Source organism: Roseibium sp. AS2 (assembly GCF_038900065.1).
Classification (GTDB): Bacteria; Pseudomonadota; Alphaproteobacteria; order Rhizobiales; family Stappiaceae; genus Roseibium.
In genome coordinates this window covers 210,222-226,241 of record NZ_JBBMQN010000005.1, presented here as the reverse complement: position 1 = coordinate 226,241, position 16,020 = coordinate 210,222, and the positions used below count along the sequence as shown (strand labels likewise).

Genomic DNA, 16,020 nt, shown 5'->3' with positions numbered 1-16,020 from the left:
TTCCGCCGGGTTTTCCCATCAAACCTCGAGTGAGGGTTGATTAGAAGTCGCGCTGTACGCGAAGACGAGCGACGAGGTTGTCGAAGTCGCCAACACCGGACAGGTCGTTGTGGCTGTAGCCCAGATCGCCACCAATGGTGAAGCCGGAAACCGGGGACCACTGAACGGAACCGTCGATTGCGTAACGCTCGTGATCCGGGTTCGCACCGTAGTCGATGTCCATGTAGGAACCATCGAGTGCGAGGCCGACCGTGGAAGTCGCCTGGTAGTAGATACCACCGCTGAGGGAGTAACCGGTCGAAGTGTCGTTGCCAACATAGTCGCTGTTGGTGGACGTCACGCCGTTGATGGTCACGCCGCTCTGGCCGATGTAGCTCAGTGCGCCGTCAGCATACTGTGCCTGGAAGAAGACGTTGGAACCGGAGGACAGCATGTCCAGGTTGATTGCAACGCCAGCGCCGATTGCCCAGCCGAGGTGCTCGTCGGTGCCTACAGCAGCCGGACGAACGTGGTGCAGAGCACCGGACAGCTGTGCGGAACCCCAGCCCTGCGACACGCCGAGAGCGGCGACGAAGTCAGGCATACGTGTGCCGCCATAAGCACCGGTTGCGCGGTCAGCACCGTCTTCGATAGCGGCCGTGAAGGAGAAGCCGTTGCCGAAGGCAGCGGTGTAAGCCAGCTGCTGGATGGTGTTATCAGACCAGTTACGAGTGATCGGACCGGACCAAACCTGACCAGTGAAGATGTCGAAGTTCGAACCGAGGTAACCCATGGTCAGGCCGCCCCACTGGATGTAGGTGCTGCCGAAGTCGAAGGACTCGGTGCCACCGGTGGTGACCTGGCCTTCGAGGGTCACGAATGCGCGCAGCGTGCCGAATTCGGTTGCTGTGCGAGCGTCGAGGTACAGGTAACCTTCGGTGTCCCAGTCGTAGCCGTTGTCGCCACGTGCACCCCAACCGTCTTCCACGTCGGAAGCGAAGTTGTTGATGGTGATCTGCGTACGAACGCGGCCACCAACACGCAGGCAAGTCTCGGTGCCCGGGATGTAGTAGAATTTCGAACCGTAGGCATCGCAAACGCGAACGTAGTCAACCGGCTCCGGAGCAACCGGAAGATCGGCTGCCTGTGCGGTGGTGGCGGTAGCAACGGCTGCTGCGCCGAGCATCAAGCTCTTGAGTTTCATAATCTGACCTCCAAATCAGTCAATTCAATTGGCACCAACAAACGGTACCATTGTCCCCGCGAATGAATTCTGTGTTTGTTACCGACCGGAGGTTGGACGTCCGAAGTAATCAAACCAGTGCGGCCCGAAGCCGCTCGCATGAGTGACCATACGCATCCGGCTTCACGGTTCAACACTGAATGCAGTTCCCACCTCCCCTGCAGGCTGCTTTCAAAAACCGGTGTTGCGCGAATGTCACAAAATCGGGTCGGAAATTTAGAATTCGTTAGGATTCTAAGGGATTTGGCGACAGGTCACGCCCGTTATCAGGCTTCCGCCCCCGTTGATTGCGCCTGCCCGATCGGCTGTTTTTGGCAGGAGAACCGAATCTCTTTGCCGTCTTTCGTTGCCGGGTCGGATTCGCCGACAGGCTCCGCGCAAGCGGAGGCCGGATCATAAGGGCGATTCCCGTCATCGGTCAGGCCGCGCTGCTCTTTACCGGAGACGAACAGTGACCCCTGCACTCTTTCCCGACGAATCGAGGATGGTCACTTCGGCGAACCCGGCTTGCCCGGGCTGCCACACAAGTTGCCGTTCCCTGCTGCCTCCCGGCAGAGGGTGGTCGTTGACCAGATAGGAGAAAGGCCCTTTACCGCCCTTGAACTTGACGACAAGAGGTTGCGCGGTTTTCCCGCCGCCGTCCGTCCCACCGAGTCCCAGATCCAGTTCCGCGCCATCGGGCGGATAGAAAATGCGGACCGGATCCCCGGCCGCCATGTTGGCGACCCGATCCGGCAACCTGGCGAAACGAAGCGGCACGGGTACTTCGCCGGCAACTTGCGGCCAGGCAATCGGCGGTCTCGCCGGAAACGGCACACGCCTGGACCCGAGCGCCTGGAAGGCCTCGAACAGAACCGGCACGGCAACCTTCATGCCGGTGGCACCCGGAACCGGAGTTCCGTCCGGACGGCCCGACCAGACCGCAATGACATGGCGGCCGTCATAGCCGACAGCCCAGGCATCGCGGTAGCCATAGGATGTGCCGGTCTTGTAGGCGACATGGAAGGTCTCGGCACTTTGAACCTGGGGCAGCCCCGCCAGAACATCACTCACCTGCCACGCGGCCTTTTCGCTCAAGACCGGCGCCGCCGATCCGGCCTGGAGGGAATCGCAGGTTTCGCGGCAGACCGACAGCCTCACGGCTTTGCCGCCCCGTCCCAACGCGGCATAGGCCTGTGCCAGGTCCTTCAGCGACAGGCCCACGCCCCCCAGGCTGATCGCCAGCCCCGGGGAAACGCCCTTTTCCAGAACCGGCGCGGCGCCCGCACGTTTCAGCCTCGCGATCAGCCGCGCCGGGCCCACCGCTTCCAGCAGCTTGACCGCGGGCGTGTTCAGCGAAAGCTGCAAGGCTTCGCGCAGCGTCACCGTTCCCTGATAACCCTGGTCGAAATTGGTCGGCTGGTAACCGGCAATGTCGGTCGCACGGTCCTCGATGTAGCTTTCGGGAAGTCCGATTCCCTCTTCGAAGGCCAACCCGTATATAAATGGCTTGAGCGTTGAGCCGGGCGAGCGGATCGCGCGGGTCATGTCGACATGGCCTTCGCGCGCGCTGTCCAGAAGATCCGGGGCGCCGATGCTGGCCAGGATTTCTCCGCTGCGGTGGTCGGCGATCAGCAGTGCCAGCGACACCGGACGCGGCAGGGCCCCGGCCTTGCGCCGGGTCAGGGCTTCAAGCCCGGACTGCAGGTCCCGATCGATGGTCAGCCGGTGCACCTGCCGTCGCGGCGCGCGCTGCCGTGCCCTGCGGCTTTCATGCGGTGCGAACAGCGGCATGGCATGCCGCCTCGCCCCGAGAGGCTCCCCTGCCGCGGACCCTGCCTCCTCTGCGCTCAGGATGCCGGCTTGCACGGCCCGGCGCAGCACCCGGTTGCGAGCCTTGATCGCCTGCCCCGGATACCGGTCGGGGCGCCGGGCTTCCGGGCTCTGCGGCAGGGCGACCAGAAGCGCTGCTTCGGCCGGTGTCAGCCGACGCGGTTCCTTGCCGAACCAGGTCAGGCTCGCCGCCCGCACGCCTTCAAGGTTGCCGCCGAACGGCGCGCGCAGCGCATAGAGCCGCAGGATGTCTTCCTTCGAGAAGGTGTTTTCCAGTTTCACCGCGCGCAGGAGCTGTTCGTATTTGCGTTGAAGCGATCTGGTCGGCCGCTCGTCCAGAAGGCGGGCAACCTGCATGGTCAGTGTGGAGCCACCGGAAACGATGCGCCCGGAACGCAGGCTCTGCAGGGCGGAACGGACAAGCGCGCGCAGATCGTATCCGCCATGGTCGAAGAACCGCTTGTCCTCGAAGGCGAGCAGCAGTCTGAAATAAAGCGGATCGATCGTATCGGGTTCAACCGGCAGCCGCCACTTGTCGTCCGAGCTGGTGAAGGCACGCAGCAACCGGTCCTCCCGGTCGAGCACGACCGACGAAAGCGGCAGGTCGGCGACACGCAGCGGCGCCGGCAGCGCGGCGTAGTCGTGGCGCAGCTTGGCCTGGCCGCACAGCGCCAGCGCGGCGAGCGCCAAGCCGGCGGCGGCGCCCCAGCGCCGGGCCATGTGCCAATCCGCCGGCCTCGCGATACGCATGAGCTGCATCTCGCCGCTTTATCTGGTCGGTCCGAGCACCACAAACCTTCCGGTCGCGGTGACGGCCCGCCTGTCGGGACGATACATGTCCTCGACCGATGCCGGCGGGTGGGCGTAGCTGCCGGGCGTGGCGGCACGGGCGAGATAGGCGAACGTCAATTCCTTGCCGCTCCAGCGGGTCTGGTCGACCGCGACCTCGAACCTGTCGGTGTAGAACGCCGAATGCTCGGGCTGATCCACCGTGTCGAGGAATGACAGCCCGCCCAGATCGCCCGAGCGCACAAGGCGGGGATTGTCGATGACCAGACCTGCCGGCAGCCTGTCGACCACCATCAACCGGCCCGGCTGGTCGCTCAAGGCCCGGACGGTGACGACAACCGCGAGACGCGTGTTCACCGGCACGGCGGACGGATCCACCGGATTGCCATCGAGATCATAGACGGTCCGCTCCAGGGCATAGTCCTTGCCGCTTGCCGGTTCGGGAACCAGCGGCTGACCGGCAACAGACACCAGAAGCTCGGTGGCCATGCCGCCGTTGTTCTTCACCTCGGCCGGGAAATCGCCGACCTCGCTGCCCGCGAGCGACCAGGCAAGACGGCCGGGCGTCTCTTCGCCGCGCACCGAAAGGCGGGCCTCGGCCGCAGATTCGTTGAGCGCGTTCGCCGCCAGCAGCAGCCACGCCATGTCCTGGGTCGACCGGTTCGGTGTCCCGCTCTGGGCGGCCTTGAGGAGAGCGACCGCCTCGTTCCTGAGACTGTCCCCCATCGAGGCCGACGCGACATAGTCGGTCACACCGGCGCTGTCGCGCAGCTTTGAGCCATAATCGCTGCGGTAGGATTGCGCCCGGTCGGACGGCAATGCGGCAAGCGCCGCCTGGAACCCGGTGGCCGCGCGCTCCCGCTCCCCGTAGAGAGCCAGGCCCGCCGCCACCTGTGCCTTTGCCAGCGGCGTGGCAAAACTCTGCAGCTTGGCGTCGAGATAATAACGCAGGTCCCCCATGGAGGCGCGCCCGTTGCGGGCCAGCACATAAAGCGCATAGGCGACACCTTCGCCGCCATCCTGGAAATCGGAGGCATAGGCAAGCCTGTTCTCCAGATTGTCCAGCGCCGTGGTGAAGGCCAGATCGGGCACAAGGTAGCCTTTTTCCCGGGCGCGCGTCAGAAAGTCCGTCACATAGGCATCGAGCCAGGTGTCGCCGTCGCCATAACTCGACCAGAGGCCGAAATCCCCGGAGGAGGACTGGTTCGCCAGAACGCGGGCCACCGCCTTGACCACCCGCGCGCGGATGGCGCTGTCGCCGCCAAGGCCCGCGGCCTCGGCGACCTCACCCAGATAAAGAAGCGGCAGCGCGCGGCTGGTGGTCTGCTCGGTGCAGCCATAGGGATACCGGTCCAGAGCCGCCAGCAAGCCCGCGACGTCGACGCTCGCGGCGCCGCCCGCGGTCAACGTAATGTCGACCGTGTCCGCCCGCAGGCCGTCGAAACTGTCCGCCGTCAGCGACAGGGTGTCTCCGGACGCAAGCGTGAACGCGGACCTGCGCACCACTTCCGGCTGGGTGTTCCTGATCTCGAGACCGAAGCGCTTGACGTAGGTCTTGCCCTCGGGGCCCGTCAGGGACGCGACCACCTCGGACGTCGTTCGGATGTCCCCTGCGGCCATGGTCATGAGCACGAGCGACTTGCCGCCGCTCTCCAGCTCCAGTGTCCGGGTCTGGCTGGCACTGCCGCCCTCAAGGCTCAGACCGGCATCAACCGACACTTCCAGCGCGTAGGCGCCCGGGGCGCCGTCGACATTGTCGATCTCGAGCGCAAGGCGTGACCGGTCTCCCGGCGCAAGGAACGCCGGTGTGCTTGCCGTCATCACCACCGGTGAGCGGACTTCCACTTCCTTGTCCGCGTGGCCGACGCCCTGCCCGGTCCAGGCGACCGCCATCAGTTTGAGGGCTCCGTTAAAGGCGGGAATGTCGAAAGACACCATGGCCTCACCATCGGCGTCCAGTGCCACCAGGCCGGAGAACAGTGCGACCGGTTCCTCGTCCGGCGGCGGCGCGTCCAGCCGCATCCCGGCGGCATCTCCGCCGGACCGCACGCGCCCTGGCGTGCCCGCCATCCGGTCGATCAGCTGACCGTAAAGATCGCGGACGTCGGTGCCGAGCCTGCGCTGGCCGAAATACCAGCCTTCCGGGTCGGGGGTTTCATATGCGGTGAGGTTGAGGATACCGACATCGACCGCCGCCACGGTGACATAGGCCTGCGTGCCGGGTTCGAGATTGGCAAGCTTGACAGGAACCTCCAGCATGGTTTCCGGCAGAATGCGGGCCGGCGGCGACAATTCGACGGCAAGCGCGCGCACACCTGGGTCGACCTGCAGCCAGGACAGGCCCATCGCCCGGGACGGCATGCGTTTCTGGTCCAGATCCATGGGGCGGTAGAGGCTGGCCGTGATATAGGCACCGGCCCCCCAGTCATCGCTGACAGGGATCTCGACCTCGGTTTCCTCTCCGGAGACTTCCACCGTCCTGCTGGCCAGCAGACCACCTGAGACGACATTGACCACGGCAATGCCCGCCATTTGCGGTTTCAGGCGCAATTTGGCGACGTCACCGGGCCGGTAGCTGGTCTTGTCCAGGCCGACATCGAGATAGTCCGGCGTCTCCGAAGTTGCGTCGGCTGTGTACCAGCCGGCATTGAAGGTCACGCGCGTCATGGTCTGCAGTGCGCCGCTGCCCTCGACATCAAGCCGGTATTCGCCCCATTCGACCGGGAGTGACAATTGCCCCGGCTGTCCGGCGGTTGTCTCGAGTTCTCCGGAGGCAATCCTGCGCGTCGTGGTGATCGGTTCATACGACCAGCGGCCGTCATACCGGTACCACTGATACCGGCGGTCGACCTTCGAAAGGCTCCAGCCGAGGCCCGAAGCGTCGGTTTCCTCGCCGTTCGCACCGACCACGATCACGGAAAACTCCGCCGGGCCACCTTCGTCGACACCGCCGTCAAACGCCGGCTTGACGCCGATGCGGGCGCTGTCCAGGGCCACCGGCAGATCCAGGTCCCGTTCCACGTAACGGCCGCCGGCTTCGACCAGACGGGTCACCAGCCGCGCGTCATAGAGCATTGTCGTTTCGGGCAATTCCGGCAGGACCACCTCGAAATCGAGCTTGCCGTCCGCATCCGTCTTCAGGCCGGACGTGATGGAACCGCGCTCCGCGTATGCATCCGCATCGGCCACGCCGAAGCGGTAGCCCGGAAACGCCTCCAGAGCGCGCACGGGCCGGACGATGACATCCCCTTCAAGCGTCTGTCCGCCGGCGGGCGAGCCATAAAGGTACCTGGCTTCGAGCGACACGTCGGTCGCAGCTGTCCTGCTGAACGATGTGGCCGCTGTTTCGAGGTCGAAATCGACACGCTCCGGCTGGTAGTCTTCCACCAGGAACGTCTGCTGCGACAGCGCCTGTCCCTTGGGATCGGCGAACACCCGCCAGGACCAGATGCCCTGCTGGGCGGAAGCGCCCAGGGTCAGATCCTGAAGATGACCGCCAAGACCACCGTCGGCGACCGTGTAGCGGGCATGTTCGACACCGTCCGGACGGGTAAAGATGAAGGTAAGCGGGAAATCCTCCTGTGCCACCGCGCTCGCGTTGCGCAGCAATGCCTGGGCATGAACGGTCTCGCCGGCCTTGTAGATGCCGCGTTCGGTCCAGGCGAAGACATCCAGCGGTCCCGGCGCAGGCCGGCCCTCGACGCCGCGGTCGGAAAGATCGAATGCGGGTTTGCGCAGGTCCAGGAACGAATAGTCGCCGTCAGCCGTTTCGGCGACCAGCACGCCGGGAGCCAGACCGCCGCGGCCACGGGACAGGCCCGCGGCGAATTCGGCAAAGCCGTCCGCGTTGGTCGCCGTTTCACCGAGGATCTCGTTGTTGATCGCAAGCAGCCGGACGGTCACGCCCTCCAGCGCCGCCGCCGTCGACAGGGAGCGGATGTTCGCCGCGATCCCGGCATCGCCGGACAGGGTCGTGATCCCCAGATCGGAGACGAGGAACCATTGGGTCGCCAGCGCGCTCCACCGGTTCTTCTGGTCCAGGCTGGACCGGGCCGTCATGGCATAGACGCCGGGCTTCAGGTCAATGCCCGTTTCGGCCACCGGAATGGCTGTGGTCATGTCCACATTGAGATCATTGCCGGTCTCGACGATCCCCGACCAGACCTTTTCACCGAGTTCGTCCTCGACCTGATCTGCCTGATAGGGGTCCAGCTGGCGCAGGAACCTGTTGTCCCGAAGAATTTCGGCAACGGTCCGGTCGCCCACCCGGTAAATCGCGGTTTCGACTTCGGAAGTGTTCACCGACACGATCGGAATGGTCGGATTGCCTCCCGAGGGCAGCACATAGGACCGGCTCAGGAAATTCACGGACGGCGACCGGTCTTTCACGTAGATGGACAGTTCGGCGGACTTTTCCAGCTTTTCGCCATCAGCGGCGGGAAGGCCGCTGCGGGCCGTGACCCGGTAGCGGGCCCCGTGCTTCAGGCCGTCGGCACAGATCTGGCTCTCCTCCGCTCCGATCGCGAAGGTGCCCTCGCCACTGACGGTGACATAAGGGCTCATGTCTTCGCCGACCGGCAGTTTCTGCGAGAACACCAGGCACACCCGTGGCGATGCGCTGTCGGAATCGACCTCGTGCGAGACGATGCGAAAACCGTGCTTGGCGACGAAATCCTCGTAGCGCCGGCGGACGCCCGGATTGTCCTCAAGAGCAAGGGAGGCACGCAGAGCCTTGATCGCGGTCCTGAATTCATTTCGAAGCGCCAGAGAGCGGCCCAGGAGATCAAGGGCCTGTGCACGCTCCGGGCTGCTCACCGCTTGCAGATATGCATTGATCGAGGCAAAGACGCCGTTTTTCCGTTTGGTTTCCCGCTGCTGCCAGTCGTCCGGGTTCTGCTGGAGCAAGGCTGTGGAGAGCCGCATCCAGGCATCGAAGTCGCCCGGTTCCAGCCGGAGCAGTTGCAGAAAGTCCGCTTCCGCCAGGGCTGCATTGCCATTGCCGAGCGCCGCAAGGCCGCTGCGGCGCAATTGATCGGTGCTCTGTCCGCCCGGCCGCACGGAATTTCCGATGCCGAGCTTGTAGGTTTGAGCGCTTTCAAGCTGCGCTGCGGGAACGAAGGCAAGCTCGGCTTTCCGCTCCGCGCTCTGATCGGCCCTGGGCGCCCTGACCTCGACAACACGGCCGGCGATCGCTCCGGCGAAGCTCTGCAGTTCTCCGAAGTCGGATTTCAGGAAACACCAGCCCGCGGAGGTGTTGAAGGTAAAGGCCCGGCACTGGTTGTCCTCAAGACAGGCGGACTTGCAGGCCTCCAGATCGACATCCTTCACGGTTCGGTAGTCACCGCCGAAAAAGTCGGCCTGGTCGATGGTCACGATGCGCTTGTCCTGGGCGGCTGCCGGCAGCACCAAAAGGGCCGCGGCACAGGCCGCCAGCGATGCACGTCGCAGTTTCTTCGATATGAGCATGATCTTTGATCCGAAATTCAGATGAACACGTTTGAAAACAAGCGAAAAAACAACCATGGCCAGTCCTCCCGGGCCGATACCTTGTTCTATCAAGGCACCGGATCATGACAAGGACAAGGCAAATCTCGACTGGCGCGGTCTCGTGCCGGCGCCACACCCCGCGCGGTCAGCCGACGCGTCCGACCAGTTCGTCGATCAGGGCGTTGACTTCCAGTGCCGCCTTGCTCGACGGCGCGACTTCCGTGACGGTGGAGCCCCGCCCCATGGCTGCCGCGAAAACGGTCCGGTTGCCGAGCCGGGCAGTGAGCGTGTCGTACCCCGAAGTGTCGATGGCCCCGGCCATTTCCGCCGTCAGGGACGCCCGTGGCGGCACACGGTTGAGGACGAGCAGCGCGGGCGTGTCCTCCCGGGCCGCCAGTTCGATCGTCTGCGATGTCGCCCACAGGTCGACGGGGGTCGGCTGCACCGGCACGATGACAAAATCGGCGGCGTCAATGGCCGGCTTGGCATCGACGTCGGTCTTGGGCGGTGTGTCGACGATGACATATCCGTGCGATCTGGCGAGCGCCCTGGCCTCCCGGCGCGCACCCCATCCCGACGCGGTCCGGAATTCCAGGCCGGTCATGTCTTCGCCCAGCCTGTCCTCACGCGCCTCGTACCAGGTTCCGAGCGACCCTTGCGGATCGACGTCGAGTATGGCGACCGGCTCTCCGGAGTGACGGGCAAGCGCAACGGCAAGATGGACCGCCAGGGTTGTCTTGCCTGACCCGCCCTTCTGCTGTGCAACAGTCAAAATCCGTCCGGACATGTCCGATCCTCCAGCTCATCAGCGGCATATTGCGCCGCAAAACTGCGCCGCGCAACAAGTCCATCTCCTTGTCAGGTGGAATTTCCGCATCCGATCGTCAGACGAGCCCGCATGCGGACGACGGTATTTCAGCTCCCCGCAGAGGCCAGGCGGACATTGCAGTCTCCGGGCGACTGCCGCCCGGATCGCCTCACCGGCCGCCGAGGGCGTAATAGACATTCCAGGACGGGCGTCCGGTCACCGGCATGCCGTGTTTTGCCTCTGCCTTGCGAATGCCCGCGCGCGTGGCCGGACCAACCTTGCCGTCCGGCTTGCCGACATCGAAGCCGTTCCTGTTCAGCAGCTTCTGCAGGTCGAGGCGCTGCGCGCGGGACAAGCCCGGATTGTCGGTCGGCCAGGGTGTCTTGAAGGGCTCGCGCCCGGCGACGAGTTCGGACAACAGGGCGATGGCGAGGCCATAGGAGGTAGACGCATTGTAGGACCGCAGTGCCCGGAAGTTCCGGGTCACCAGAAAGGCCGGCCCGTTGGCCCCCGCAGGCCGGATCAGCGCCGCCTCCAGCTTGCCCGACAGGGCGCCGCCGCCGATCCTGGTGAGGCCGCGCTTGTTCCAGGTCGACAGGGACGTGTATTTCTTCCGGCCGGACGGACCGGAATACCCTTTGGGAACCTTGACCTCGAAGCCCCAGGGCTGGCTGTCGCGCCAGCCGGCGTTTTTCAGGAAATTGGCTGTCGAGGCAAGCGCATCCGGCACCGAATTGACCAGATCCTTGCGCCCGTCGCCGTCGTGGTCGACCGCGAGGCTGTTGTAAGTGCTCGGCATGAACTGGGTCTGACCGAAGGCGCCTGCCCAGGAACCGACAAAGTCCTTGGCCGGAACGTCGCCGCGCGAGGCGATCTGCAGGGTCTTCATGAGCTCGCCGCGGAAGTATTTCTGGCGGCGTTTTCCTGCGCAGGCCAGGTTTGCCAGCGCGTGCGGCGTGTAGAAGTCGCCGCGGTAGTTTCCGAAATCGCTCTCGATGCCCCAGACCGCGAGGACCACGTGGCGGTCAACGCCATAGCGTTTCTCGATCGCTGTCAGGGTCCGGCGGTTCTGCTTGAGGTACTTCTTGCCGTCCTCGATCCGTTGCACGTCGACCAGGAAGGCCATGTAGTCCCAGATCTCGGTCTTGTGTTCAGGCTGGGAGGTCGAAAAGCGGATGACCTTCTCGTCAAAGACCGCCCCCGCAAGCATGCGCTCGGCGACGTCCGGGCGCACCCCCGCGGCAATGGCCTGCTTCTTCAGCGCGGCGACACAGCTCTCGATTGCCTGCGCGGCACCTGTTGCCGCCAAAAGGACGGTCCCGGCCCCAAGGACCAATCCCGCAAGTCTGTTCCCGATCCGCTGACGCACGCGCCCCTCCTCCCGCTTTGAATCATTTCCTGAACGCTGCCACGCTAGCGCGACGGAATTGGGGCAGGAAGAAGGATCGCGTGGTTATCAAGCGCTAAGCGGTAAACCCGGCACCGTTTCCGGGCCGGGTCTTCACCTTGTAAGGGCGCAGCGGGCTATTTGCCCTCGATCAGCCTGCGGCGCAGCCAGCCGGACGCCTGATCCATCAGGATCACGACCACGATGGTCAAGATGATGATGTAGCTGGTGTTTTCCCAATCCCGCGAGGTCTTCATGGTTTCAACCAGCATGAGCCCGATGCCGCCGGCACCGAGCGCACCGATGACCGTGGCAGACCGGGTATTCGATTCCAGATAATAGAGCACCTGGGACACGAAGACCGGCAGAATTTGCGGAATGACTCCGAACCGGTAGCGCTGGATCTGGTTGGCGCCGGTCGCCCGGACGCCCTCGACCTGCCTGTTGTCGATGTTCTCCAGCGCTTCGGAGAACAGCTTGCCGAGCGAGCCGGTGTCGGTGAACGCGATCGCCAGGGCGCCGGTCAGCGGCCCGAGGCCGAAGGCGCGGATGAAGATCAGGGACCAGATCAGCATGTCGATGCCGCGCAGGAAGTCGAACAGACGGCGGGTCCCGAACCGCAGGAACCTGGACGGCGTGAAATTGCGCGCTGCCAGAAATGCCAGAGGCAGACCGAAGAACGCGGCGGTCAACGTGCCCAGAACGGCCATCATGATGGTCTCGAACAGGGCCATGAACACTTCACCGTGCTGCCAGTCCGGGTTGTCGAGAAATTCATGCAGGATCAGCGACATGTTGGATTGCAGAGGATCGATACGCTCGCCGGACAATGCCAGCGCCCAGAGCTGGCTGAACGGCATGCCGTGCAGTTCGGACTGGAACGGGAACCAGAAGTTCTCCCAGCCACCGAAGAAATTGTGCACCTCGATCTTGGTGCGGGTCACCTGGACGCGCCGGTCCAGCGTCGGACGGGCATCGAACCTCTTCGGATTGTCCGTGAGCCAGTCCGGCACCGGTCCCGGCGGCAGTTGGGTGCGCACACCGGTATCGGTCGCGGTCACCTTGATCAGACCGTAGTCCGGAACATCGAATTCCATCACCTTGCCGGTGATCGAGACGGTATAGCCCTGGCCGAGATCGACCTGTGCGTCGGTCCCGTCCACCTGGACCCAGTCCGGCAAGTCATCTGTTTCGTAGGTCGCCCTGCGTTCGCCCTCGACCGACACTTCCATGAGGTCGCGGCGGAGCAACTTGGTGACGTGCACCTTGTAGGCGACGGAGTCCGTTGCCAGGATCGCCGCCCGCTCCGGCCGGGCCTTGGCGAGCAGATCCGGCACGCCGAACGCAAACCAGGTGTATGCAAGATACATGAGGATCGCGACGGGAAAGCCAACGGTGACCCAGGCGCGGCGGCGCACGTTCTGGAACACAGTGCTGCGGTCAAAGACCGGTTCATTGAGCGTGTCGACAGCCATTTCGAAACTCCTCAATGGGCCCGGCCGGCGCCGACAAGCTTGCCGCGCAGGTAGGACGATGTCTGGTCGATGAGCATTATGGTCAGGAAGAGAAGCACGAAGATCGCCGCCGTCTCATCCCCGGCGCCCTGCCCCCAGCCGATGGTGCGGCGCAGCTCCTGGCCGATCCCGCCGGCACCGACGAAGCCGAGAATGGCGGATGCGCGCACGTTGATCTCCAGGCGGAGCAGGAAATAGCTCAGGTAATTCGGCGCCACCTGCGGCATGACCGCGTACCGGACCCGTTGCAGCCAGTTGGCGCCGCAGGCGGACAGGCCCTCGATCGGCTTGCGGTCGATGTTCTCGTTGACCTCGGAGAACAGCTTGCCCAGCGCGCCGGCTGTGTGAAAGGCCACCGCGATCATGGCGGGGATCGGGCTGGACCCGAGCACAAATATCAGGAAGAGCGCCACGATCAGTTCCGGGAACGCGCGCATGATGTCCATCATGCGCCTGACCACCGGAATGAGCGGTCCCCAACTGTCCACGTTGCGCGTCGACGCCATTGCGAAAACCACCGCGATCGCTCCGCCCAACAGGGTGGCGACGGCGGCAATGTTCAGGGTTTCCAGCATGGCCGGAATGTATTGGATGATCAGCCCGAAGAATGCCGGACCGGCTTGCCAGGCCTCGACGACGATCTCGCCGGGATAGTCGAAGAACTTGGACAGGCCCTGCAGAAAACCGCCGGAGTTCATCTCGTTGGATTTCGAATATCCGGAGACGACCACGGCCACAACCAGCAACACGCCCATCAGGGAGTAAAGCTGCCGGCGCTTGCGCAGTGTCAGGATTTCCTGTTCGAGAGCGGCAACGGCCATTACCGGATTCCTTTGGCGGTGATCTCTGGGGTCTGTGGACAATCAGGATCTGGAAGAGGTCTGGAAACAAAACGCGGGCCGAGATCGGCCCGCGTCCGGGTTCCGGAGAACCGATCAGTTTGCGTTTTTCGCCTTACGGGCGGCAATGATGTTCTCGTAAGCTTCATGGGTGATCGGCATGAAGCCCTTGGTCTCACCGGCCGCGATGTTGTAGGCGCAGTCCGGATCGATCGAGTTCATGGAAGCGATCAGACCGGTCATCTTCAGCTTGACGTCTTCCGGCAGGTTCTTGGCCAGAACGATCGGGCCTTCCGGGATCACCGGAGACTGCCAGATCTGACGCATTTCAGTCATGTCGACCAGGCCGGCATCGGACGCCTTGCGCAGGGCGCCGGAGTTGTAGCCGTCTTCCCATTCGCCAAGGCCGTCGGCCCAGGTCACGCCGGCGTCGATGTCACCGTTGGCAACGGCAATGATGGTCTGCTCGTGACCGCCGGTGAAGACCACGTCGCCGAAGTATTCGCCCGGCTTCATGGAGTAGCCTTCCTGCGGGATGGCGATGGACGGGATCAGGTAGCCGGATGTGGAGTTCGGATCACCGAAGCCGAATACCTTGCCCTTCATGTCGTCCAGCGAGTTGATCTCGTTGTCGACGCGGGCAAAACCGACGGAATAGTAGCCGTAGCCACCGTCAACGTTGACCTTGACCAGAACCGGGTCAACGGCTTCCGGGTCCGTCAGGAAGACCTTCGCGTAGCCGGAAGCGCCCAGCCATGCCAGGTCGAGATTGCCACCGAGCAGACCTTCGATCACGCCGTTGTAGTCGGCCGGAGCGAACAGCTTGACCGGAACGCCGAGAAGGTCGGCTGATTTCTGCTCGAGGCACTCATAGGCGCGCAGACGGTCAGAGGCGTTTTCGCCGCCCAGGATGCCGATGCGGAATTCGGTGATTTCTTCCGCGCCTGCAACAGAGGCATTCAGGGCGATCATGCTCACCGCAGCAAGTGTTGCGGCTTTAACAAGGATTTTCATTTGGGACACTCTCCGAGAGTTCTCAATCGCGATGACATTGAAGGGTGTGCAGCCGGATCAGACCGCTGCTGCCGCCGGGGCCATCACGCCGGCGGATTCTTTGGAGCCGGCAGTGCCGGCATCGATGGACGTGGAGGTCGCAGCCTCGTTGAAGCTTTCGTCGGCTCCGTAGATCTCGCGGGCGGCACCGGTCGTCAGTTCGTCCGGTTTGCCGTCGAATACGATCAGGCCGTCGCGCATGCCGATGACGCGGTCGCAATAGCTGCGTGCCGTGTCGAGCGTGTGCAAATTGCAGATGACGACCTTGTTGTCGCGCTCGTGGATCTCGCGCAGCGCGTCCATGACGATCTTGGCATTCATCGGGTCGAGCGAGGCAATCGGCTCGTCGGCCAGGATCATGTGCGGATCCTGCATCAGCGCCCTTGCGATCGCGACGCGCTGCTGCTGACCCCCGGACAGTTCCTCGGCGCGTTTGGTCGCCTCCTGGACAATCCCCAGCCGGTCCAGGGCGGCGAGCGCGGTGTTGACGTCCTTGGCGCTGAAAACATTGCAGAGACTTTTCAAGGTGCCGTGGCCATTGAGCCGGCCGAGCATCACGTTGGTGACCACGTCAAGGCGCGGGACCAGGTTGAATTGCTGGAACACCATGGCGCAGTCGCGCTGCCAGCGGCGCTTCATGCCGCCCTTGAGGCTGAGAATGTCCCGGCCCTCGAACAGGATCTTTCCGGAGCTGGCTGGGGTCAGCCTGTTGATCATGCGAAGCAGCGTCGATTTGCCGGCGCCGGAACGGCCGATGATACCGACCATCTGCGGCTGGCTGATTTCAAAGCTCACATTATCGACCGCGGTCCGAGACCCGAAGTTCTTGGTGACTTCCTGAAAGTGAATCACGCGTCAGCCCTGTCCGTGTTGGTTCGTCTTGCTGCGCGACAAGAGCCACCGGACCATTGCAGTAAAATGACAGTCACTTGACCAAACCGTCAAAAATTGATGACAGTTCAGTGACACCCCTGCCCTGAAACCATGCAAACCGGCTGCGAGCAGCGAAATCCGGCAATTCGGGCAATATCTTCCTGAAGATCGCCATTGCTGTGATTTGCCCAATATTCCCGCAGCGCCTGGAGCACTTCTGCGCGGCCGGGCCACTT

General features: G+C 63.8%; 9 protein-coding genes. All 9 read right to left on the bottom strand.

Going from position 1 to position 16,020, the window contains the following annotated elements; all coding sequences use genetic code 11:
- Positions 1 to 40 precede the first annotated feature (40 nt).
- The gene (locus WNZ15_RS16165) at positions 41 to 1,183 is read right to left on the bottom strand and encodes a porin (protein WP_342894026.1); all 1,143 of its coding nucleotides are present in this window, start codon (positions 1,181 to 1,183) and stop codon (positions 41 to 43) included.
- A 474-nt stretch (positions 1,184 to 1,657) separates the two neighbouring features.
- The gene (gene pbpC, locus WNZ15_RS16160; RefSeq protein ID WP_342894025.1) at positions 1,658 to 3,754 is read right to left on the bottom strand and encodes a penicillin-binding protein 1C; all 2,097 of its coding nucleotides are present in this window, start codon (positions 3,752 to 3,754) and stop codon (positions 1,658 to 1,660) included.
- Positions 3,755 to 3,802: 48 nt separating this feature from the next.
- A complete protein-coding gene (locus tag WNZ15_RS16155; protein WP_342894024.1) occupies positions 3,803 to 9,346 on the bottom strand; it encodes an MG2 domain-containing protein in 5,544 nt (1,847 codons plus the stop codon).
- A 109-nt stretch (positions 9,347 to 9,455) separates the two neighbouring features.
- On the bottom strand, positions 9,456 to 10,097 hold the full coding sequence (parA, locus tag WNZ15_RS16150) for a ParA family partition ATPase (RefSeq protein ID WP_342894023.1): 642 nt from the start codon (positions 10,095 to 10,097) through the stop codon (positions 9,456 to 9,458).
- Between the two features lie 190 nt (positions 10,098 to 10,287).
- Positions 10,288 to 11,454: a lytic murein transglycosylase gene (locus tag WNZ15_RS16145; RefSeq protein WP_342894367.1), complete on the bottom strand. Its 1,167-nt coding sequence runs from the start codon at positions 11,452 to 11,454 to the stop codon at positions 10,288 to 10,290.
- A gap of 188 nt (positions 11,455 to 11,642) precedes the next feature.
- Positions 11,643 to 12,980 (bottom strand): phosphonate ABC transporter, permease protein PhnE, encoded by a 1,338-nt coding sequence (gene phnE / locus WNZ15_RS16140; RefSeq protein ID WP_342894022.1) that lies wholly within the window; start codon positions 12,978 to 12,980, stop codon positions 11,643 to 11,645.
- A gap of 11 nt (positions 12,981 to 12,991) precedes the next feature.
- Positions 12,992 to 13,840, bottom strand: coding sequence for a phosphonate ABC transporter, permease protein PhnE (gene phnE, locus WNZ15_RS16135; RefSeq protein WP_342894021.1), 849 nt, complete (start codon positions 13,838 to 13,840; stop codon positions 12,992 to 12,994).
- A gap of 114 nt (positions 13,841 to 13,954) precedes the next feature.
- The gene (gene phnD, locus WNZ15_RS16130; protein WP_342894020.1) at positions 13,955 to 14,872 is read right to left on the bottom strand and encodes a phosphonate ABC transporter substrate-binding protein; all 918 of its coding nucleotides are present in this window, start codon (positions 14,870 to 14,872) and stop codon (positions 13,955 to 13,957) included.
- A gap of 57 nt (positions 14,873 to 14,929) precedes the next feature.
- A complete protein-coding gene (gene phnC, locus WNZ15_RS16125; RefSeq protein WP_342894019.1) occupies positions 14,930 to 15,763 on the bottom strand; it encodes a phosphonate ABC transporter ATP-binding protein in 834 nt (277 codons plus the stop codon).
- Positions 15,764 to 16,020 lie beyond the last annotated feature (257 nt).